Here is a 23,520-nt window from a genome sequence, read left to right on the forward strand (position 1 = left end):
CCAAGTTGTAGTCTTTTATTTTGTATGTGCTGGGCTAGAGTTATGTTTGGTTGTTTGCGGTGAATTTCTATTGTATTCATCATTTTTGCTTGCTTGTTATGAAAAATAAAAGGTTAATGTAGTGTTCATAGCACAATAAATTTGGTATGTATTATGTCAACTTCTAAAATATGATTGTTATCATATTTCCTTTTTCGCGATTTTTTTTAGAAAGTGTAACATATATCTATATAAATGCTATTTTAAACTATCTTAATTAATGTAGCATGGTTTTGCCTTAATCCAATAAAAATTTCAATTATCTCAAGTGATTATCTTTTCTAAGGATAATCACTTGAGATTTTAAATCCACTACCCAACCAATCTAAGACCTGCTACTTCGTTACAAACGGTAGGAATACTATCTGCCGCTTTTATAAGGTTTGCCCACCACTGCATCATCGGGCGTCTCTGCTCAAGATAATCGCTGCGATTGTAAGCGCGACGTACTTCATTTTTGTCCACATGAGCCAGCGCCGCTTCAATAACATCAGGTGGGAAGCCTTGTTCATTAAGGGCGGTACTGGCGATAGAACGCAAGCCATGAGAAACGAGAACGCCTCCCAATCCAGCACGTTTGAGTGCTGCATTCACTGTTTGGCTATTCATCGGCTGGGTTGGTTTGATTCGACTAGGAAAGATAAATTCTCGGCCACCACTGAGTGACTTCATCATTGCCAGAATAGCGAGAGCTCCATCAGACAATGGAACCGTATGGTCCCGGTTCATCTTCATTCGAGCTGCAGGAATTTTCCATTCTTTAGCTTCAAAATCGATCTCATCCCATCGAGCTTCAGCGGCTTCGGCAGGACGGGTAATAGTAAGAAGCTGCCACATGAACAGGCATCGTGTTGATTGGCTGATGTTTGCTGTTCGCATCGTCTGCATCAGTTGAGGCAGTTGATCAGGCCGGATGCTCGGCATGTTCTTTTTCTGAGGCTTCTCGAACGCTTTTCCGATATTTACGCTGGGAACCGCATCAATCAGGCCCGTGTTCTGCGCATAAATCATGACTTCGTTAATACGCTGACAAAGACGGCGAACAGTTTCTAATGCACCTCTAGCCTGAACCGGCTGAACTGCTTTAACCAGAGTATGAGCCTTAATCTCAGTGACACTGATATCACCGATTGCTGGAAAAACATCTCTCTCAAGCGAGCGCCAGATATCGTCGGCATAGTCCTCTGTCACGCTGGCTTTCTTCACATTCCACCAACGCTCGGCAACTAACAAGAAGGTGTTGGTTTTGGCCTCTTGAGAATTCCTCACCTGTTCTTTCTGATGTTCCTGAGGATCAATATCTTTTGCCAATAAAACTCGAGATTCGGCTCTGAGTTTACGCGCATCAGAAAGTGAGACGGCAGGGTAGGCACCGAAGCTCTGCTTGGTTCGCTGCTTTGTCAGAGGTCGATAGTAACGGAACTGCCAGAGCTTACTACCACTGGACTTGATTAACAGAGTAAGCCCGTCACCATCATACAGCTGGTAATCGGCATCTTTAGGTTTGGCGGCTTTGATTTCCGTATCGGTTAACGGCTTGGTTTTTCTTGCCATGGGGAGTCTCCATGCGTTTAGGCCCAACGAAAACAATAGAGCTTTTCGTTGGGCCTATCAATGGGCCTAAAAGGTTCGGATTTAATTAGTTCTCTTCGGACTTCGCGGGACAAATTGCAGATACAAAAAAGCCCGCAGGGCTTGCGCCGTGCGGGCTCTTAGGACTTCATCGGATGACTCTGGTAATCACCGATGGAGAATTTTGGTGGAGCTGGCGGGAGTTGAACCCGCGTCCGAAATTCCTACATCCTCGGTACTACATGCTTAGTCAGTCTTTACATTCGCCTGGCACCTGCGGACAGACACGCCACTACCAGACTAGCCTGATTAGATTTAACGCTTCAACCCCAGGCAGGGCCTCCACGCGATCTCTTTTGGGTTTGACCTCTCTTTGATCCCCGTCTTAAGAGCGGAAGCTAGGGAGAGAGGGCTCAGAGCAGGTTATTAAGCTGCTAAAGCGTAGTTTTCGTCGTTTGCGACTATTTTTTTGCGGCTTTTTACGAGGCCAACCGCCCCTCGGCATGCACCTTGGGTTTCGCGAATCCCGTCGAATCCAGAATCAGCCCCAATGTGTTAGAGCAAGTATAACAGACTTGTGACACGCGTGACCAGCCCCCGCAACCCCAATCCTCAAGGATTTACCGCTCGCGCAGCGCTTCTTTTGCGCGATTAAACGGTTTGATTAAATAGTCGACGATGGTTTTTTCACCTGTTTTTATATCCACTGTGGCAATCATTCCCGGTACGATGGAGAAATGGCGTCCCAGTTTGTTCTGTAAGAAGTCCTGATGGGTGCGGATAAACACGCGGTAGTAGAATATTTCCGGTTTCACTTTGTCTTGAATAGTGTCCGGGGAAATAGTTTCGACTACGCCTTCCAGACCGCCGTAAATCGCGTAGTCATAAGCGGTTATCTTCACCAGCGCCCGCTGGCCGGGGTGGATGAAAGCGATATCGCGCGGAGACAGGCGAGTTTCAATCAGCAGATGATCGTCCAGCGGTACAATCTCCATCATCTCGCCATTGGGCGGGATAACGCCGCCAATGGTAGTGACCTGGATGTTTTTCACAATACCGCGCATCGGCGCACGCACGGTCAGGCGGGTGACGGAATCCTCGCGTCCTTTCAAAATAGCCGCCAGCATATCCACTTCGGCATTGGCTTTTGACAGCGCTTCCCGCGCCTGCACGAAGTATTGTGAGCGCAGATCGGTGATTTTTAATCCTAAATCGCTTTTTTGTCGTTGCAGACGCAGCACTTCAACGTGGCTGGCGGCACCACTTTTTTCCAGCCGTTGGGTTATGGCCAGCTCTTTATTTACCGAGACCAGCGCATCCTGCAGTTCTGCCATAGAATCAGCGAGCTGCGCGCGGCGGCTTTTATACAAGCGCGTTTCGGAGGCGATGAGATCCGGCCAGGCGCGTAGTGAAGCGGGAAAAACGAGCGGCAGATCGTTAACTTCGGCATTGAGCCTTGCGCTGGAAGCCAGTGAAGCGCGATAGCGGGCGGCGCTCTCCCCAACGTTGGACTCAGAGCGAGTGGGGTCGAGGCGCGCGACAATCTGATTAGCCTATACTTTATCTCCTTCGCGTACCGTGAGCTCGGCGAGAATGCCGCCATCCAGCGACTGCAATACCTGCTCGCGCGAGCTGGGGATTACCTTCCCGCTGCCGGTCGAGACTTCATCCAGTTTGCCGAAATATGCCCAGATACCCAGGACGGCAAACAGCAGCGTGCTGAGCAGAATAATGCGGCTGGCCCCGGAGAAACGGTGCTCGCGGCGGATATCGAGGTCGTCCATGGCAGCGTCATGCGGATTGGTTTTCATTTTTCCACTCCCGACCGTGAGTAGGGGCTGGTGCCCGGCTCGCATTCAGCGCCTGCGCTTTCGGGGCATCCATGACCAGTTGACCTTCTTTTAACACCACTACGCGCTCGACCAGCTCCAGAACCGGCACGCGATGGGTGGCGACAATCAATGTTCGGTTGCCCAGCCACTGGTTCAGGCGCTGAATAAACTCTCGTTCGGTATGTTCATCCAGCGAGGCGCTGGGTTCGTCGAGCAGCACGATATTGGGCGATCGCAGCAGCATTCTTGCCAGCAGGATCGACTGCCGTTGTCCTCCGGACAGACCGTTGCCGCCCTCCATAATGGGGTGCGCCAGCCCTTTGGCGAGTTGTTTAACGAAAGCTGCCGCGCCGCTGACCTCCAGCGCTTCGAAGATCTGCCCGTCGCTGGCATGCGGTGCGCCGAGGGTCAGGTTCTCGCGCAGGGTGCCGAAAAACAGCCGCGCATTCTGACTGAGAAAACCGATATTGCGGCGTAAATCGGCCATATCAATTTGCGCCAGGCTCAGGTTATCGAGTCGGACATCGCCCTGGACGATCTCCACGCCGCCCGCCATGGCCTGTAGCAGCGTTGATTTCCCGGCGCCGTTACGCCCGAGGATCGCCACTCGTTCGCCGGGCATGACCTCCAGACGCGAGATGCGCAGCGGAACGCGTTGATCGTCGCTGTGGTAGCGAAAGTGCGCGTTTTCAAACAGATAATGGCCGTGAAAAATCTCCTGATGCACCCGGTCTTCATCGTACTGCGTTTCGGTGGGAAGCTGCATGATGCTGTCTAACCCCATCTTCGCCGCCTTGACCTGCTGCCAGCGGGCCAGCACGCCACACAAGTTCGCCATCGGGGCAATCATTCTGGAACCGAGCATCGACGCGGCCACCACGGCCCCGGTGGTCATTGTGCCTTCAATGACCATCGGCGCGCCGAACATAATGATGGCGGCGTAGACCAGGCTTTGTACCGACATGCCCCAGCCAATCAGCCCCTGAGTCAGCTTGCGCGTGCGTAGCCCGGACTCTCCGGTAATACGGATGTAGCTGTTCCACTGTTGTAAAAAGCGGTTTTCCGCCTGCATCAGCTTGATATCTTCCAGCCCCTGAACGCTCTCGACCAGCACCGCGTTGCGCAGGGTGGATTCATGCGCTGCCTGGTTGGCGAGTACCGCCAGTTTCTTCTGTAACAGCAAACCGGGCAGGATCATCAGCAGGGCCGCGACGGGGGCTATCCACGCCAAGGGCGGGGCGATAAAGGCCAGCACCACGATAAACAAAAAGAAAAACGGTAGATCGACAATCGTCGACAGGGTCGAGGAGGTGATCATCTCGCGAACCTGTTCCAGCTCGCGCAGTTGAGAAATAAAGCTCCCCGTCGAGCGGGGAACGGCGCTGTTGCGCAGCCGCAATGCGTGGCTGAACACGCGATCGGAAATGCGCATATCGGCGCGTTTGCCGAGCAGGTCCATTATGTGGGTACGCGCTTCGCGCAGCAAAAAGCCAAACAGCACCGCCACCAGAACGCCGGTGGAGAGAACATACAGCGTTGGATAAGACTGGGCGGGGATCACCCGATCATAGACCTGCATCGAAAAGATAATCCCGGCGAGCGACAGGACGTTAATCAGAAAGGCGGCAACCATGACCGGCAGGTAAGGGCGGATGTCCTGTAACACCAGTTCGCGCATCCAGTCGGGCTTGAAGCGCGAAATATAGCGGTCTACCCGACTGTCCTTCAGCGCCGACAGCGGGCGCAGCGCGGTAATGCTCACGATCTCCGGCAGAAGTTCTGCAACTGTGAGTCGGTTACGCTGGCCCTCTTCGGCGATTATAAAAACATCCAACGCATCTTCACCGTTGAAATGTTCTATCACCATCAGTTGGCCGTCGCGCAGTTCCGCCACCACCGGCAGACGCCACTGGCCGAACGCCTGCGTGGCGGTATCCAGCGCATGAAATGACAGCCCCGCCTGACGCGCCAGCTGCGACAGGGCCATAGCTCGGCTTTTTCCCGCAAACCACGGGGCGTTGGCCTGGATTGCGCCGGGCGAACAGGCAACGCGATAGTGGCTGGCAATATGCGTCATCGCTAGCGCCCACTGGCTCAGGGCGTGTTCGCCAATCGCATCTTCCGCATGTGTATCGACGTCGCTCATAGCTTTATCTCCACCGATTGAATACTGCGGTTATTTAAGGCGAACGCCTGGCGAAGCGAGCCGGTGTTATAGAGGCAGTTCAACTGGAGCTGGCGCAGCTGGTTTTGAGTCTGGAGTTCAGCAAAACGGGCCTGATATACCTCCTGCTCGGCGTTAAGCACGTCGAGCAGTGGGCGTGACCCGAGGTCCAGATACTGCTGTTGATAAAGCTCGCGCGTTTGTTCACTCAGCCGTTGCTGGCGACGCAGGATCTGCAGGGCAGTGGCGAGGCTCATCGCCTGGCTGCGGGATTCCAGTAATTTCTGCCGCACTTCAAGTCGGGTACGCTGGATGGAGTACTGTGCAGACTCTACCGCGTGACTGGCGGCGTTGCGTCTGGCGGTGAGTCCGCCCCCCTGATACAGCGGCATCTCGACTTTTACCCACGTGGAGTACTGGGTTTTATCGAGCACCTCATGGCTGGGGTATTTGTCGTTGAGATAGTGTTGAACCGACGGCTCGAGGGAGATAGTGGGCGTCATCTGCGCGTTGGCGTAATCGAGATTTGCCTGTGCCACATTCGCCTGCGCCCATGCCGCCAGCACCGCAGGAACCAGCTTATCGTCCGGTTTGACCACATCACAACTGCTGTCCAGTTTGACCGGAAATTCGTTGCTGATGCCGTTAAGCGAGTTCCAGCCGAGGAAGCTCATCAGCGTTGCCTTGCTGCTGTCGAGATTAGCCTGATACTGCGCCAACTGAGAACGTGCAGACTCGATACGCGCATCGGTTTGCACCACGTCGGATAGCGAGGTTGCCCCTTCATCATTGCGTTGACGGGTCAGCCGACCAATACCGTTCAAGGCGCTGAGCTGCTCTTCGGCGGCGTCCACCATTTGCTGCCACGTCTGCACCTGGACTATCGCGTTGGCGGTTGCGTGGGCGATGGTATCAATACTGAGTAACACATTCGCCTGCTGTTGTGCGGATCCGGCGGTTTCAGCACGGACCTGGCTTGCCACTTTGCCGAAGTCGTACAGCATTTGCGACACTGAAATAACCAGGGCCGGGCTAAAGCCGTGATCGGTGTAAGTATTGCTGTAACCGTTGTTCATCCCGGCAGAAACCTGCGGGTAATATTTTGATTTCGCCACGTCGATCTGCTCATTTTGTGAGAGCAGTTTGCCGATGGATTCACGAATAGAAGGATGCCAGCTCACGGCGCGACTCACTGCGTCGTTGAGCGTCAGGCTGCCGGGGGCGGCGGCGCTTAGCGGCAGATCGGCAACCGCGCCGTCCAGCGAGGGCAGCATCTGGCTGGTGGCCAGGCCTTCCGGCGTAATAATTTGCGGTTCATCTTCGGCATTCACCCGCAGGGTACAGAGCGTTAATGCCGGCAGTAAGGCAACAGGCGCGACATTTCTCATAGTTTATCCGTTACAAAATACGGCAGCGACGACTGTTATTGCCCCGGACGTCATGGCATCCGGGGCTGTAGTTATGGCGCTTTAACGTTATGCGTTAGCTTCAGGGCACAATGTGATTTTGTTGCACCAGCTCATCGAGCGTGGTGTGTACGTTCTCCAGCGTTATGAGATTGGTTGAGTGCCAGGTGTTGCCGGTACCGTCGCGGTCGATAGCAATCACCGTGTTGTTACCGCTGGTGGTCACGGTGAGGTAGTTGCCGAGCGTAGCGTTCTGCCCGTTCCAGCCCACCAGCAGGTCGCCGATATCGATTTTGTCGCCCTGGGCCAGCGAGAAGTTGGTCCAGGTATCGGTAGGTCCAACGCCAACATTGCCAACGTTACCACCGGTAGCATCGTTGGCGTTGAGCAGGTGATAAATCAGCGTATCGCCGTAGACCGATCCGGTGATCACCTCATGCTGTGCGGTGCTTACCATCTGCGGATTCATATTGATGGTCAGCGTAGCGGTGTCCGTATGCCCGTTTTGGTCGTTAAGCGTATAGGTAAAGGTCTCTTTGCTGGTGATCGATGCTACGGTTGCACCCGGCTTCAGCGTGTAGATGTATGAGCCATCCAGGTTCATGGTCAGTGATCCATAATGACCCTGAATTATTGCGCTACTGGCGCTGCTGGCCGGATTGAGGGTGGCAGTACTGCCGTTAAAGCCGGTGACGGTGAGCTGGGTATGGACGGTTGAGAGCTGATCGTGCGCGCCGGCGGCATCACTGCCATCAAAAATATTGCCATTCACCGTGGTGGCGTTAACGTCATAGGTATTGAGGTGCCATGTCGTGCCCGTGACGTTTGGCGTAATGCTGACGTTGCCAACTGCCAGTCCTCCCATTGTTCCGGTGAAGCTGATGTTGTAATGGCCTGCGGCCAGCTCGGCATTACCCAGCGAAATGGCAATTGAACTGCCTAACAGGCTGATGGAACTGGCGGGTACAGAGCCAGAAAGCGAGAATCCGTCGGGACCGGTGATTGTCCAGGCAATGCCCAGCGTACCGACGGTGATAAGCGTGCCGATGTTGAAGTTGAGCGTGGCGCTTTTCAGTACGTCATTTGTCGCGATATCAAACGAACCTGTACCGGTTGCTTTGTTCCCAAGCGTCGGAATTGTCGCTGTTCCCAGCGCGCCGCTTCCGTATGCAGCAGAATCCTGAACGGTACTTACCGCCATCGTGCTACTGACGTCATTTACGGCGTCCAGCGGTTGCGGCGTTGGTTTGATATTCAGCGAGGCGCTGCCGGTATCGCCGTTTGGTGCCCTGACCTTATACACGAAGCTGTCCGGGGTGTTGATACCGTCTGCACCCAGTCCGCTTCTTAGCGTGTAGGTGTAGTTCCCCTTCGCATCGATAGTCAGCGTGCCGTACTGCCCATTAATAGTGGTAGTGCCCGTCCCGTTAACGACAATACCGTTTACTTCGGTGATAACGGTATTGGCCGGAGCTGAGTCGTTGACCAGCAGATTGCCATTGGTTGTCGCACTCAGGCTGTCGACGGCGTAGGTGTGATCGGCCTGAATATTCAGGGTATAGCTGGTCAGCAGCGTCAGGCCGCCGGAAGCGTTAAGCAGGAACAGATAATCGCCACCCGGTAGCGTAATGGTATACGCTGACGAACTTCCGCCCAGTAGGGCAGTGACCCAGTTTGGCTGTACCCGGTACTGCTCATACTGCTGAATTGACTCGTTGAAGCGATAAACATAGAGATCGAAGCCGCCAAGCGTCACGCCGAGAACATTCGCCTGTACGGTCAGCGTGCGGGTTGCGCCATCGTCAACGTTGAACTTAATCGGGTTAGTCAGACCGTTGACCAGACTGACGTCCAGCACATTGCCGAGTCCGACGCTGGCGAGCGTGAAGCCGGTTTGTTGTGATGGCAAGTGGTCAACCGCGATGACCTGCGTTCCGTAAGTCAGCACTGCTGCATCGTCTGCCGCGGTTACCGTGCTGGTGGTTGGAGCCTGACCGAGCGTTACCACCAGTTTTGCCGAGGAGTGATCGCTGCCATGCGTCAGCGTGTAGGTGAAACTTTCAGAACGACCATACACTGAGATTGACGTATTGGTCAGGGTATAGGTGTAGCTACCGTTCTGATTGATATGCAGAATACCGTATTTCCCTTGCACATCAATGCCGCCCGCTGGGATATTCACAACGTTGCCGTTACCGTCGGTGATGGAGGTGACCAACGTGCCGGAAGGCGCATTATCCTGCCCGTTGGCGGGATCGGTATCCGTGATGATATTCCCGGATTCCGTGGTACCACCGATGATGGTCCCTGCGCTGGCTTTCACCACCGAGACATCAAGGCTGGTGTATGCCCCGGTCGCCAGCAGGTTGGTGTTGTAACTGACCACGCGGTAATCACCGCCAGTCAGTCCGCCGTAATTGAGCGTTACGCCCGAGGCGCCCAGGGTGAGCAGGCTGGCAAAGTCTGATTTACCGGTATCCACCACCGTTACCCAGGCATTCAGCCCGGTGTCAAAGCGCTGGATAACGACTTCAAGCGTGTTTAAAAGCGACAGCACCACGCCGGTCGCGGCGGCATTGATCGTAATGGACCCACTGCCGCCAGAAGCGATGCTGAAATTAACGCTTGCCGTATCGTTCCCCAGCACGTTGGCGACATTCCCCAACGCATTAACCAGCAGGAAACCATAATCGCTTTGATGATCGGTGCTGACGATAACATCGGTTTGCAGCGGCAGACTGGTGACGTTGTCTTCAGCCAGCAGTGGCAATACCGGTGCGATAGCGCTTGTCGGCGATGAGGTATTGCCCGCCGCATCGGTCGCCGTGGCGGACAGCGACTGGCCTTCAATTTGGCGAACCGGCAGGTTGACGCTGTAGACACCGCTGCTGTTGGCGATTGCCGTCACGCTGGTGCCGCCGGGCAGGGAGATAGTGACCGTGCTTCCCGCTTCGGCGACGCCGCTGACGGTGCCGCCATCGGCGCTGATCAGTATCGTTGGCGCGGTCGGTGGTGTGGTGTCCACAATCACGCTGAACGAGCTGGACAATCCGCTTGCGCCGTTGGCGTTTGTTGCAGTGGCGGTAAACGCGTGGTTACCTTCGCTGAGCGCCCCGGATGGGGTAAAGCTCCAGATCCCGTTACCGTCTGCGGTTGTGGTGCCCATTAGCACACCGTTGTTGTACAGGCTGACGATGGCGTTAGCCTGCGCCGTTCCGCTGAGCGTTGGCAGTGTATCATTGGTGGTTTTGCCCGCCGCGACGGGCCCCGTGATCGTACCGACGTCATCGAGAACGGTGGCAATAACCGGCGCAGGCGGTACGCCAGTAAACGGTGCCAGAACGTTACCCGCCGTGCCGATGTTGCCTGCGGCATCCTGGGCGCTGACCTGCAGCGTTTGCCCACTGATTTGCGGTGGGTTCAGCGTGAAGGTGAAATTTCCGGAGGCGTTGGCGGTTGCCGTGCCGAGCACCGTTCCACCGCTGGAGGTAATAATGACCGTGCTGTTTGGCTCGGCAACGCCGGTGAGCGTGGTACCGTTGGCGTTTACCGCCAGCCCTGTAGGAATGCCCGGGGCGACGGTATCGACCACGATCGCTGCCGCAGACGATATGCCACTGGTATTACCCGCACTGTCCGTTGCGGTGATGGTAAAGGAGTGGGTACCTTGTGCCAGCGCGGTGGTTGGGGTGTAACTCCAGTTGCCGCTGCCGTCCGCTGTCACGCTGATGACAAAGCTGCCGTTATCGTAAATATCGACCCGCGCGTTGGCTTCTGTGGTGCCGTTTAACGTTGGGCGTGCGTCGTTGGTTGGCTGATTAGCGCCAATCGCCCCGGTGTTTGGCCCGACGTCGTCAATAATGCTGCTGATTGAAGGCTGCGTCGGCGCCGTGGTGTCGACCACCACGCTAAAGCCTGCCGTCGCACTGCTGGTGTTGCCCGCCGCATCAGTCGCGGTGACGGTGAAGGTGTGCGATCCATTCGTCAGCGGCGTAGTTGGGGTAAACGACCAACTGTTATTACTTTGCACCAGCGCCGTACCCAGCAGGGTGCTTCCATCATAGATGCTGACGGTGCTGCCTGCCTCGGCGGTACCGTTCAGCGTCGGGCGCGCATCGTTGGTCAGTTGTCCGTTGCTGAGTGCCGCATTGAACACGCCGCCTGCGATATCATCCACCACTGAGACCAGCAGCGGGGCGGATGGTGCAATGGTGTCGACATTAATAATAAACCCGCCGGAGGTGGGACTTACGTTTCCGGCGGCATCGGTGGCGATAGCGGTAAACACATGCTGACCGTTACCCAGCGCGGCAGGCAGATATTCCCAGGTGCCGTCTATCGCCGCAGTTACCGTTGCCAGCAGCGTGCCATTATCGTAAATGGCTACCCGGGCACCGGCTTCCGCTGAGCCGTTGAGTACGGGGCGGGTGTCGTTGGTAAAGGCCCCGCTCGACAGCGTTCCGGTTCCCGGCAGCACGTCATCAAAAGCCTGGATAATCGTTGGCGCAAGCGGGGCGACGGTATCAACAACGATGTTAAATCCAGCGGACGTGAGGCTGACGTTTCCGGCAGCGTCGGTGGCTGTCACCGTCAGCGCGTGGTCACCGTTGCCAAGCTCGGTTCCTGGCGTGAAGCTCCAGGCGCCCGTGCCATCCGCTGAGGTAAAGCCGATAAACGATCCGTTATCGTAAACTCTTACCGTGGAATTGGCTTCAGCCGTGCAGCTAAGCGTCGGGAGTGGATCGTTCGTGGCCTGACCGTTGTTTAGATTACCGATCAGCGGGCCGACATCATCTGCAACCTGAGTAATCGCTGGCGTACCAGGCAACACGGTATCCACGATAAGCGTGAAGCTATTGGATGGCTGGCTGGTATTACCGGCGCTGTCGGTGGCGGTGACGGTCAGCGTATGCGGGCCGTTACTGAGTGCATCCGTTGGGGTTAAGCTCCAGGTGCCGTTAGCCCCAACGGTGGTGGTGCCGATGGGCTGACCATCGCTCAGGACGGTAATGGTCGCGCCAATTTCACCGGTGCCGCTCAGGGCCGGACGGGATTCATTCGTGGTCTGCCCGTTGGTTATCGGGCCTGTTGTCGGTGCGGTGCTGTCCTGAACTGAGCTGATGACCGGGATTGACGGGGCAACTGAGTCCAGCTCAATAGTAAACGATGATGATACTCCGCCGGAGTTACCTGCCTGATCGGTGGCAACGGTAGTGAATATATGTTGTCCCTGTCCCAGCGGGGCATCCGGTGTGAAGCGCCAGTTGCCTGACTCGTCCACCTGCGCTGTACCGATGGCGACGCCGTTATCACGGATCGTGATGATGGTACCGATCTCGCCTTTGCCGTTCAGCGTAGGCTGCGCATCGTTTGTCAGTTGTCCGTTAGCCAGTGTTGTATTGCCGGGCTGATCGTCAATTACGGAGGTAATGGTCGGTGCTGCTGGCGGCAGCGTGTCGACGACAACCACAAACGGCGGCGTTGCCGGGCTGATATTGCCCGCACCATCTGTGACGGTGGCAGTCAGCGAGTGGCTGCCTTCACCGAGGGCAGGCGCAGGCGTAAAGCTCCAGTTGCCGTTTTCATCGCTGATGGTTGTGCCAATGACCGCCCCGTTGTCGCGGATGGTAACAAGCGAATCCGCCTCGGTAACGCCAGCAAGCGTTGGGGTATTATCGTTGGTCAACTGCCCGGAGGTCAGGATTTGGGTTGTACCAACGTTGTCCGTGACTGTAACAATAGAGGGGGCATTCGGCACCAGGGTATCGACAATTATCTGGTAATCACCGGATGGATCTCCCTGGTTGCCTGCAGCATCTGTTGCGCGAGCGGTAAAGATATGGTCGCCTTCACCCAGCGGAGCGGTAGGGGTAAAACTCCAGAATCCGTTGCTGTTTACCGTGGTAGTGGCATAAGCGATGCCATTATCGTAAAGGGTGATGGTTGCCCCCGCCTCGCCGGTTCCGTTAAACGTCGGGCGTGAATCGTTGGTAATTTGCCCTTTATCCAACGATCCGGTTCCGGGGGCAATATCGTCAATAATACTGGTGATAGTTGGCACCTGCGGGGGCGTGGTGTCGATGGTGATTGCGTAGTTGGGCGACAGACCACTTGGGGTACCGTCCACCGTTTGTGAAACCGTGAAGTTATAGGTAATGCCGTTAGTCAGCGCAGTGGGTAGCTGATAACTCCATGCGCCAGACACGGCATCGGCGGTTACCGTGGCGATGGATGCGCCATTTTGATAGATAGTCACCGATGCCCCTGCAGTTGCGGTCCCTTGCAGCAGCGGTAAGGTGTCGTTGGTGGTTTTACCGTTGCCAATCACCTCCATGATGGGCGCGATGTCATCAACGATCTCAAGAGTCGGTGGATGCGGAACGCTGGAGGTAGCGGCGTTAAACGTTGTCGGATCGCTTTGATTTCCGGCGGTATCCTGAGCGATGGCGTTGAGCGCCTGACCGGTTGTTTGCGCTGGCGAAATGGTGACAGCAAAGTTACCAGAACCGTCTGCCACCCCCTGGCCGAGAATGGTGTTACCGCTGCGAATAATCACGGTGCTGCCGGCATCGGCCGTACCGCTTACCAGCGTCCCGTTAGGATCTACGCTGGTAACCGTAGGCGTTGCAGGCGGCAGGGTATCGACAATCACCGTCAGCGGGTTATCTGCAGCCAGTGAGTTACCTGCAGCATCCACGGCGCCGAACGTCAGTGTGTGTGAGACGTTAGGCGTGAGGGGAACATCCACACTCCAGGTGCCGTTAGCAGCAACGGTAGCCGTAGCAATTGCGACGGGATTATTGCCATCGAAAATTAACACTGTACTGCCCGGTGTGCCGGTCCCGCTAATGGTCGGGGAGGTATCGTCCGTGACGCTGCCACTGGTTAGCGAACCGGTAAAGATTCCAACGCTATCCTTAATATCCGTTACCTGCGGCAACGTCAGCTTCGTGTTGTTAACCGTAAACGAAATGCTGTTTGAATTGTCGCTGATGTTACCTGCCGGATCGGTTGCGGTGGCGCTTAACGTGTAGCTTCCATTCGCCAGCGCAGTCCCTGGCGTAATACTCCAGGTTCCGCCAGCCACCGTTGTAGTACCGATCACCGTCCCCCCGTTATACAGGGTGATGGTATCCCCGTCTGTGCCAGTACCGCGAATGGTTGGCGTGGTGTCATCAGTCACGGCATCTGGCGCAAGGTCGCCCGTGACATCACCGACATTATCGTTGGCGGCAATAATCTCCGGTGGTGCAGACGGCGTCGTGTCGATGTTCAGTGTTATGGCGTTAGATGGCAGGCTGACGTTGCCTGCTGGATCGGTTGCGGTGAGAGTTACCTGATAACTACCAGGAGCAACCGGTGCTGACGGAGTGAAGCTCCAGGTACCGTCTGCACCTACTGTTGCTGTTCCCTGCAATGGGGGAGTACCAGCAAGATAGAGGGTAATCAGATCCCCGACGTTCCCCGTGCCGCTAAAAGTTGGCGTGGTGTCATTGGTGTTGCCATTAGTGACCACACCCGTTACCGGAGCCACATCGTCGGTAATGATTGGCGCGGCTGGTTGTGCGGGAGGCGTATTGTCTACTGTCAGAGTAAAGCTTGCCGACGGGATCCCCGTGTTGCCCGCGACGTCAGTCGCCGTGGCGGTAAATTTATGCGGCCCGTCGGCGAGTGAGGTTGGGGTAAATGTCCAGGTGCCGTCTGGTTGTACGGTGACGATGCCAATAGAACCGCCATTATCATAAATCGTAATCTTCGCGCCGGGCTCGCCGGTTCCGGAGAGTTCGGGATTTGAGCTCTTGGTACTGCTGCCGTTACTCAGCGTTTGAAGATTTGTCCCAATCAGACCTTCTGCGGAGCTGATAACCGGGGCAGCTGGTGGGGTGGTATCAATCGTCAGCGTAAAGTTCCCGGCATTGCTGGCGTTGCCTGCAGCGTCCGTGGCGATAGCGGATAAATTGTGTGCGCCTTCACTGAGCGGTTGGCTGAGTTGAATACTCCAGGTGCCGGCGGGTAAAACCGTTGTGCTGCCAATTGGCGTGGAACCCTCATAGAGGGTGATTGTAGAACCGGCTATTCCGGTTCCTTTCAGCTCTGGTAAGGTATCGTTTGAACGGCTTCCGGAAGGCAGATCGATCGGCGCATTCCCAACGTCGTCGGTGGCAGCCAAAATGACAGGATCGCCTGGCGGTTGAGTATCTACGGTAACGCTGACCACAGTGGGTGAGGTGATGACATTACCGGCGGCATCGGTTGCCGATACCGTAAACTGATGAGTGCGATCGCTGAGCACCTGATTTCCCGGAACGGTATAGCTCCAGGTGCCTGAACTGTCGACAAGAATAACCGTCATCAACAGACTGCCATCGTACAGGCTCACCAGTGAACCTGGTTCACCGGTACCCGAGAGGGTTGGCGTGTTATCGTTGGTGACCCAACCGTTATTTGCAACGTTGCCCGTAATGCTGCCAACATCATCGTTAATCAACGTTATTACTGGAACGGTTGGGGCGATGCTATCGACAATAATTTTCCAACTGGCGGCGCTGCTGGTGTTGTTGGCAGCGTCTGTTGCCGTCACCGTAAATACGTGCGCGCCCTGGCTTAGTGCTGCGGTGGGCGTATAGTTCCAGTTACCGTTGTTATCAGCGGTAACGGTCGCAAGCAGGGTGCCATTATCATAAATTTTGACCCGCGAACCTGCTTCGGCGATGCCTTCAATTTTCGGTTTATCGTCGTTGGTTAACCCATTGTTATTGATGGGGCCAGTGAAATCGTCAACATCATCAGTAACGGCAATAATAACTGGCTGGTTTGGTGCAGTGATATCCGGAGCCAACGCGGAGGTAGGCTGACTCTCGTTATTGCTGCTGTCCGTTGCGGTGACTTTTACCGTTTCGCCGTTCTTTTGCGACGGCGCGATAGACACGGTGAAATTGCCGCCGCTGTCAGCCTGGCCTATGCCAATCGGGTTACCGTTGCTGTCTTTAACGGTGACGGTGCTTCCCGCTTCAGCATGTCCGCTTACAGAACCGCCGTCTCCGGCGACGGTGACGCCGGTTGGCGCATCAGGTGCCGTGGTGTCCGGTGCGTTGACAGAGGCGTCGTCGCCCTTGTTGCCTGCGGTGTCGGTCGCATTTGCCGTAAGGGTCTCGCCGTTGGTTTGCGGCGGAACCAGCGTTGCGGTGAAATCCCCATCCGTATCGGCAGTTGCCGTACCAATGATATTGCCATCTGGATCCAGAATATTGACCGTACTGTTGGGTTCGGCCTTGCCGGTGACCTGGTCGCCAGTGCCATTAACTAGCAGGTTTGTTGGGGGCTGTGGCGCGGTAATGTCTGGTGCAAGCGCCGTTTCTGGCAGGCTTGGGTTTCCTGCCGGATCGGTTGCGATGGCTTCAATGGCTTCGCCATTGGTCTGTGGTGGGTTAATGGTGATGGTAAATGAGCCGTCCGTTCCGGCGACGCCGCTGCCGATCTGAGTTCCGCCACTGCCGGTGATAACCACGGTATTGCCCGGCTCGGCCGTCCCGGTAACAACAGTGCCATCGGCAGATACGTTCAGATCGTCCGGCGCTGACGGTGGTTGTGTGTCGATGTTGATATTGAACGCTGGTGACATGCCTCCTGTACCTGACTGGTTTGTCGCGGTGGCGCTGAAGGCGTGTAGCTCATCTGATAACGGGGAGCTGGAAGTCCATGTCCAGTTACCGTTACCGTCAGCCAGTACGCTGTCGATAATTGTGCCGTTGTCGTAAATAGTCACCGTGCTGTTGGCGTCGGCAGTGCCAGAGAGCGTGGGGGTATTATCGTTGGTGGCCTGATTATTGCTCAATGGTCCGGTTGAGGGGGCAAAATCATCCATTATGCTGACGATAACAGGCACGCCCGGGTAGCCAGAGTTGGTGGCATTGAAAGAGGTATCTGGCCCGATGTTGCCTGCCTGGTCCTGAATTTTCGCGATCAGCGCTTCACCGTGCGTCTGTGAGGGCGAAATCGCGATGACGAAATTGCCGGTTTGACCGACCGTTGTTGAACCCAAAACCTGATTATTACTGCCGATGATAATGACCAGGCTTCCCGCCTCAGCGCTACCGGTTACCGTTGTACCTTCCGGATTAACGGAGGAAATGACTGCGGCTGCAGGCGGGGTGGTATCAACGGTGAATGTCGGCACGCGCGTTTCCGCGCTCACGTTACCCGCGGCGTCAGTTTGCGTCAGCGTCAGATTGTGAACACCATCGCTGAGCGGAATGTCCGGTGTAAATGTCCAGTTCCCATTGTCATCCACCCGGGCCATGCCGATCAGAATGCCGTTATCAGAAATGCTGATGAAACTACCTACTTCGCCTGTGCCAGTGAACGTCGGCGTAGCATCGTCGGTTACGCCGTTATTGGCGATAAAGCCGGTAATGGAACCGACATTGTCGGTTTCCTGAGTGACCACGGGGGCGTCGGGGGCAAGCGAATCGACAATAATTTCCCAACTGTCCGACATGCCGCTGCTGCCAGCACCGTTTGAAGCGCTGACGATAAACTGGTGCGTGCCGTCTGCCAGAGGAGAGGATGGCGTAAACGACCAGTTGCCGTTGGCATCGATTGTCACCTGGCCTATTTCGACGCCGTTATCAAAAATATGTAATGTGGCATTCGCGGGGCCGGTGCCCTGGAGTGTCGGCGTATTATCGTTGGTGGATTCCTGCTGATTGACAGGGCCAGTAATCAACTCCTGGTTATCGATTATGCTGGTGATAACGGGGACGTCTGGCCTGTTAGGAGTTGTTGTTGGCGGTGTGCCGCCATCACCGTCACCGTCGCCATTACCGTTACCGTTACCTTCGCCGTTGCCGCCGTTGCCGCCGTTGCCATTGCCGCCGCTACCATTGCCGTTCCCGGTATTACCGTTTCCAGCGTTATTATCACTCCCACCGCCGCCGCCGCCACCACCACCCGCAGCGAGGCCAATCCCGCCAGCGACAGCGATCCCGCCAAGAACCCACGGCCAGACGGCGCCGCCTTCATGACTGCCTTCGGCCGTCATCAGCGGTGTGAGATCGTCCAGGTGCTGGAAATGGAATGCTCCGTCAGTATCCTGAACCCACCACAGTGCGCCATTACTGTCCTCCAGAACAAGTTGGTTTTGCGCTTCGCCTTTTCCGAGGTAGAAATTTTTAATGGTGATGGTTTCACCTGAGCGGAGTGTGACAACCAGATCCTGATTAACGCGCGTGAGTTGACTCACCTCCTCACGCGACACAGACAGTTTCACGATAGAAGGTGAACTGAGCGTAATTTCAGAGGCTTCAACATTTGTGGAAACGCCAGTTAATTTTGATACAACGGCGAGTAGACGCATATGTTCACTCCTGATGGCATGCCGGGAGTATTAATCCGCAACAGCGCGCTGGGAAAATGAGCAGACAGGGGCTCCGTTCATCATAAAGATGAATTTACACATGTAATTTCATTGATTAGGTCACATAGATGTTAGTTTATTGATTAAATACGTCTGGGCCCTTTCGGCTGAATAGTTCTTTCGTATTAGATGATATAGTCAGAAAGAAAGTATTCTGCAACTTATCCATATTAAAAAAGTAATTAGTCATTTGAAAAGGATACTTTCCAGTTTGCTTTTAACGGTTGTTTTCATGGCAACTAATTGTATTTAAATGGGTTTGTTTTTATTGAAATGAATGCCAATATAATAAACAATAGTAATAATAGTGGTATTAAATAAATGGAAATATGAATGCTATGGTCTTGAACTTTTATATTATTGGACTATAGACCGCTACGGTAATGACAGGGGGGTTATTTCATATCTGAACGATTCAGCATAAATAAACTATAAACGAGGTGAATGTATTGTGTGGGTTTCGATAACTAAAAAATAAGAACCAGTCTCAGAAGGGGAGACTGGTCACAGGGGAGTAGCGTTTAGCGGCCAGCATTTTTCATGATACGTGCTTTATCTAACTGCCATTCGCGTTCTTTCACATCAGAGCGCTTGTCGTGCTGTTTCTTACCTTTCGCAACGCCAATTTTCACTTTGCACCAGGCATTCTTCCAGTACAACGAAAGCGCAACGACGGTATAACCATCACGATTCATACGACCATACAGGGAGTCGAGTTCACGCTGGTTTAACAACAGTTTACGGGTCCGAGTGGGGTCGCATACCACGTGTGTTGAGGCCACCGCCATTGGCGTGAAGTTGGCGCCAAACAGGAACGCTTCGCCGTCTTTGAGTATGACATAGCTGTCGCCGATGTTGGCTTTACCCGCGCGCAGGGATTTGACTTCCCAACCTTGCAGGGCGAGTCCTGCTTCGAACTCTTCTTCAATAAAGTATTCGTGTCGTGCGCGCTTGTTTAGCGCGATTGTGGCTGAGCCAGGTTTGTGTGCTTTTTTCTTCGTCATAATGCCGCTCAGTATAGGTAATCTGGAATCGAAAAACACCCCATTTCATCCAGCGGGGCGCAAGGCGCTATCTTAGCACGAGTTAGGCTATAGCGTTTTTTTTAGCGGGTGATAAATGGTATTATTTGTGTGATTGATATTGATGGGAATTGTTATGCCTCAGATTAGCCGGACCGCTTTAGTACCCTACAGTGCGGAACAGATGTATCAGCTAGTGAATGATGTTAAGTCCTATCCTCAGTTTTTGCCGGGTTGCACCGGTAGCCGCGTACTGGAGTCGACTCCGGGACAAATGACGGCCGCTGTGGATGTCTCGAAAGCAGGGATCAGCAAAACGTTCACCACGCGCAATCAACTGACCAGTAATCAGAGCATTCTGATGCATCTGGTCGATGGGCCGTTCAAGAAGCTGATTGGCGGCTGGAAGTTTACGCCACTGAGTCATGAAGCGTGTCGTATTGAATTTCACCTCGATTTTGAGTTCACCAATAAGTTAATCGAGCTGGCGTTTGGCCGTATCTTTAAAGAACTGGCTTCAAATATGGTGCAGGCCTTCACGGTTCGCGCGAAAGAGGTTTACAGTGTCAGCGTCGGCTAAAATTGTCGTTGAAGTGGCGTACGCGCTACCCGAGAAACAGTATTTACAGCGCGTAACGCTGCAGCAGGGCGCAACGGTGGAAGAGGCTATCCGCGCTTCCGGGCTGCTGGAATTACGTACCGATATCGATCTCAGTAAAAATAAAGTGGGTATCTACAGCCGTCCGGTAAAGCTTGCTGATGTTCTGCATGACGGCGATCGGGTGGAAATTTACCGGCCACTGATTGCTGACCCAAAAGAGCTGCGCAGACAGCGAGCAGAGAAATCCGCTAAAAAGTAACAGACAATAAAAAAGGTGCTCATTGAGCACCTTTTTTTGATCTCTCAAACCTACTTGTTATCGGTCAAAGCGGGTTTGTTATCAATGTTGGTCAATACGCCGCTGCTGTTAAAGGTCAGCGTCAGCGTTTGCTGGGTTACGCCTTCATGTCCAGGTTGCTGACGGAACACATAAAACCAGGTATTAGTGCCAAAAGGATCAGACATCATTGGTGTACCCAGAGCATAAGCAACCTGCTGTTGCGTCATACCCGTGCGCACTTTAGCGACATCGGTAGGTGTCAGATAATTTCCCTGGTTGATGTCAGGGCGGTAAACCACTCGCTCCAGAGTGGAACAGCCTGCAGTCAACATCAGTAGTACTGCTGCAGCAGCAGTCAGCGTTTTACAGCGCATAGTGATTTGATTCCTTTTCGGGCCCGAGCAGTACGCGGCTCATATGTAATATGCCGATGATAATAGACCTTTCACCACTTTAAAACCTTTTGCTGTCGGGTCGGTCGGCGATTTTATGTTGAACTCAGACCTTCACAAGGTAAAAAAGTTTATGCCGCCAGCAGTTCTTTTGCATTTGCGAGGGTATTGCGCGTCACTTCGCTACCGCCAAGTAGACGGGCTAATTCCTGCAGGCGCGCGCGTTTATCAAGCGGCTGCATGTGTGTTTCCGTCATCGCGCCATCTGTTTCTTTGCTGACATAGAAATGTTGATGACCACAGCCCGCAACCTGCGGCAGGTGAGTAACACACATTACCTGCGTTGACTCGCCCAACTGTCGCAACATTTTACCCACTACCGCAGCCGTCGGGCCGCTGATACCAACATCCACCTCATCGAAAATTAGCGCAGGCGTTTCCATCTTACGTGCTGTAATGACCTGAATAGCCAGCGCAATACGTGACAGTTCCCCGCCGGAAGCGACTTTCGCAATTGGTTGTAACGGCTGACCTGGGTTAGTGGTTACTTTAAACTCCACGCGATCGGCACCGTCTGCGCTCAGATGATGCTCCTCAAATTTCACATCAATGCAAAAGACACCGTGCGGCATCGAGAGAGCATGCATGCTCTCTGTAATAAGTTGTCCCAGTTCCTGCGCATAATGCTGACGCTGTTGGTGCAGCATTTTTGCCGTTTCCAGCGCCTGCAGGTGGTGATTGTTCACCGCCAGGGTTAAGGTTTCGAGCGAGTCGGCCTGATCGTCCAGTTGCTGTTGTTCATCCAGCAACGACTGATAGAACTGTGGCAGCACTTCAGGGGCAACATGATGCTTACGCGCCAACGAGATTTGCCTGGAGATACGCTGTTCGAGTTCGAACAAGCGGTTAGGGTCTAAATCCAGACGATCGCAATAGTGGCGCAGCTCGTCGCTGGCTTCGCTGAGCTGGATGGTGGCCTCTTCCAGCATATCCAGAATACCTGAAAGTTTGCCGTCCATGCCTGCCAGTTCAGTGACCAGGTGTTTTGCGGTGTACAGTTGGCTTTGCAGATTGATGTCTTCACCATCAGCCAGGATAGCCAGCGCCTGTTGGCTGGTGGTGAGCAATTGCCCACTGTTAGCCAGGCGCTTGTACTCTTCATCGATTTGCTCAAACTCACCCGGCTGCGGATTGAATTCGTTCAGTTCCTTTAACTGGTATTGCAACAATTCCGCCCGGGCTGCGCGTTCCAGGCTTTGTTGCTGATGATGCGCCAGGTCACGGCAACTTTGGTGCCATAGTTGGTAGCGCGCAGCCATTTCCTGGGTCAGAGACGCTTCATTGGCGTAACCATCAAGCAGGGATTTTTGGTGTTCTGATTTTGTCAGGAGCTGATGCGCATGCTGGCCATGGATTTGAATAAGTAACTGGCCCAGCTCGCGCAACTGCGATAACGGAACGGCGGTTCCGTTAATAAACCCACGGGAGCGGCCATCGCTGCTGATAACGCGACGCAGCAAACACTCACGGCCTTCCTCAAGCTGGTTCTCTTCCAGCCAGCGCAGGGCTGCGGGGGTATCTTTTAAGGCAAAACGGGCGCAGAGGTCGGCTCGCATGGCGCCTGCACGCACCATGTCTGCGTCTGCGCGTCCGCCCAGACACAAACCGAGAGCATCAATGGCAATGGACTTACCCGCACCGGTCTCACCGGTGATAACGGTCATTCCGTTCTGGAAATCGATCTCAAGTTCACGAACGATAGCAAAATTGCTGATGGTCAGTTGTGCCAACATAGCTGTTTTCCTGTATGAAAAACCATAACTGTAATTTCATACAGTATAAACTGGTTTTTTATACAGTAAAGAGGTTGGCGTTAAATTAGAATAATTTTTTTGACCAACCAAGCTTAGTGCTTAATGTGTTGAAATAGCTGTAATCTTTTGGATGTATCAGGTTCAGATGATAATCACAGCGGCGAATCAATACGTCTTCACCTTCCTGTATAGGTAGGGCGATTTGGCTGTCACAGCTGATCTCCAGATCGTTACGGCGATGGGAAAAGCGCAGGCGAATGGTGCTGCTACTGTTGATCACCAGCGGTCGCGCGGAAAGCGTATGCGGAAACATGGGTACCAGCGTAATGGCATCCAGAGAAGGCGTCAGAATTGGGCCTCCGGCAGAGAGCGAGTAGGCGGTAGAGCCGGTCGGCGTCGAGATAATCAGCCCATCTGAACGTTGGGAGAAGGCAAAAATTTCATCGATATAGACTTCAAATTCAATCATGTGCGCCACTTTCCCGGGGTGCAGCACAACTTCATTGATGGCAGTGCTAATGCGCTTCTGGCAATCCTGTTGACACACCTGAGCTTCGAGTAAAAAGCGCTTTTCGCTGATGTAGTGGCCTTCCAGCACGTCAGCTAACTGTTGCTGGGCATTGTCTGGGTCAAGGTCGGTCAAAAAACCGAGGTTGCCGCGGTTAATGCCAATAACCTTGATGTCATAACGTGCCAGGGTGCGTGCGGCGCCCAGCATATTGCCGTCGCCGCCGACTACCACGGCGAGGTCTGCCTGTTGGCCAATTTCTGCGAGCGTGCCGGTTTTCACATTTTTCAGCTGCAGTTCGTGGGCGATTTGTTGCTCAACGATAACCTCATAACCTTTGGTGCACAGCCAACGGTAGAGCATTTCATGTGTGGTCAGTGCAGTGGGGTGACGTGGATGCCCCACAATGCCAATACACTTGAAATGTTTGTTCATTTTCTCGAGGTCCTTGTAACGAAGATTAGTGACAATGTG

General features: G+C 54.2%; 10 protein-coding genes, 1 other RNA gene and 1 pseudogene. 2 read left to right on the plus strand and 10 right to left on the minus strand.

What is annotated here, in order from left to right:
* Positions 1-351: 351 nt before the first annotated feature.
* The 7 genes and pseudogenes from HV302_RS06160 to smpB all read right to left on the minus strand — a co-directional run bounded on the left by HV302_RS06160 (position 352) and on the right by smpB (position 19,433).
* A complete protein-coding gene (locus HV302_RS06160; protein ID WP_000101724.1) occupies positions 352-1,593 on the minus strand; it encodes an integrase in 1,242 nt (413 codons plus the stop codon).
* Positions 1,594-1,796: 203 nt separating this feature from the next.
* Positions 1,797-2,160: a transfer-messenger RNA gene (ssrA, locus tag HV302_RS06165) on the minus strand.
* Positions 2,161-2,231: 71 nt separating this feature from the next.
* Positions 2,232-3,395: pseudogene (locus HV302_RS06170) on the minus strand (HlyD family efflux transporter periplasmic adaptor subunit).
* A gap of 7 nt (positions 3,396-3,402) precedes the next feature.
* Positions 3,403-5,589, minus strand: a complete 2,187-nt coding sequence (locus HV302_RS06175; RefSeq protein ID WP_181627054.1) for a type I secretion system permease/ATPase — start codon at positions 5,587-5,589, stop codon at positions 3,403-3,405.
* Positions 5,586-6,995, minus strand: a complete 1,410-nt coding sequence (locus HV302_RS06180) for a TolC family outer membrane protein (protein WP_181627055.1) — start codon at positions 6,993-6,995, stop codon at positions 5,586-5,588. The genes HV302_RS06175 and HV302_RS06180 overlap by 4 nt, the downstream gene beginning before the upstream one ends.
* A gap of 100 nt (positions 6,996-7,095) precedes the next feature.
* Complete coding sequence (locus HV302_RS06185) at positions 7,096-18,369, minus strand: BapA/Bap/LapF family large adhesin (protein WP_181627056.1); 11,274 nt, start codon at positions 18,367-18,369, stop codon at positions 7,096-7,098.
* Positions 18,370-18,950: 581 nt separating this feature from the next.
* A complete protein-coding gene (smpB, locus tag HV302_RS06190) occupies positions 18,951-19,433 on the minus strand; it encodes an SsrA-binding protein SmpB (protein ID WP_003031211.1) in 483 nt (160 codons plus the stop codon).
* A gap of 154 nt (positions 19,434-19,587) precedes the next feature.
* Here smpB and ratA point away from each other — a divergent pair, with 154 nt between their 5' ends.
* Both ratA and HV302_RS06200 read left to right on the plus strand, forming a co-directional pair.
* Positions 19,588-20,031 (plus strand): type II toxin-antitoxin system toxin RatA, encoded by a 444-nt coding sequence (ratA, locus tag HV302_RS06195; protein ID WP_003031213.1) that lies wholly within the window; start codon positions 19,588-19,590, stop codon positions 20,029-20,031.
* Positions 20,015-20,311, plus strand: a complete 297-nt coding sequence (locus HV302_RS06200; protein ID WP_003839823.1) for an RnfH family protein — start codon at positions 20,015-20,017, stop codon at positions 20,309-20,311. The genes ratA and HV302_RS06200 overlap by 17 nt, the downstream gene beginning before the upstream one ends.
* Positions 20,312-20,361: 50 nt before the next feature.
* On the opposite strand, the gene bamE is transcribed toward HV302_RS06200, so the two are convergent.
* From bamE to nadK, 3 genes are all read right to left on the minus strand, one after another.
* Positions 20,362-20,706, minus strand: a complete 345-nt coding sequence (bamE, locus tag HV302_RS06205; RefSeq protein WP_003826401.1) for an outer membrane protein assembly factor BamE — start codon at positions 20,704-20,706, stop codon at positions 20,362-20,364.
* Positions 20,707-20,855: 149 nt separating this feature from the next.
* Positions 20,856-22,517: a DNA repair protein RecN gene (recN, locus tag HV302_RS06210; RefSeq protein ID WP_019077416.1), complete on the minus strand. Its 1,662-nt coding sequence runs from the start codon at positions 22,515-22,517 to the stop codon at positions 20,856-20,858.
* Between the two features lie 85 nt (positions 22,518-22,602).
* Positions 22,603-23,481, minus strand: coding sequence for an NAD(+) kinase (gene nadK, locus HV302_RS06215; protein WP_016154073.1), 879 nt, complete (start codon positions 23,479-23,481; stop codon positions 22,603-22,605).
* Positions 23,482-23,520: the final 39 nt, after the last annotated feature.

Origin of the sequence: Citrobacter sp. RHBSTW-00859, assembly GCF_013729795.1 — a bacterium.
GTDB classification, from domain to species: Bacteria; Pseudomonadota; Gammaproteobacteria; order Enterobacterales; family Enterobacteriaceae; genus Citrobacter; species Citrobacter braakii.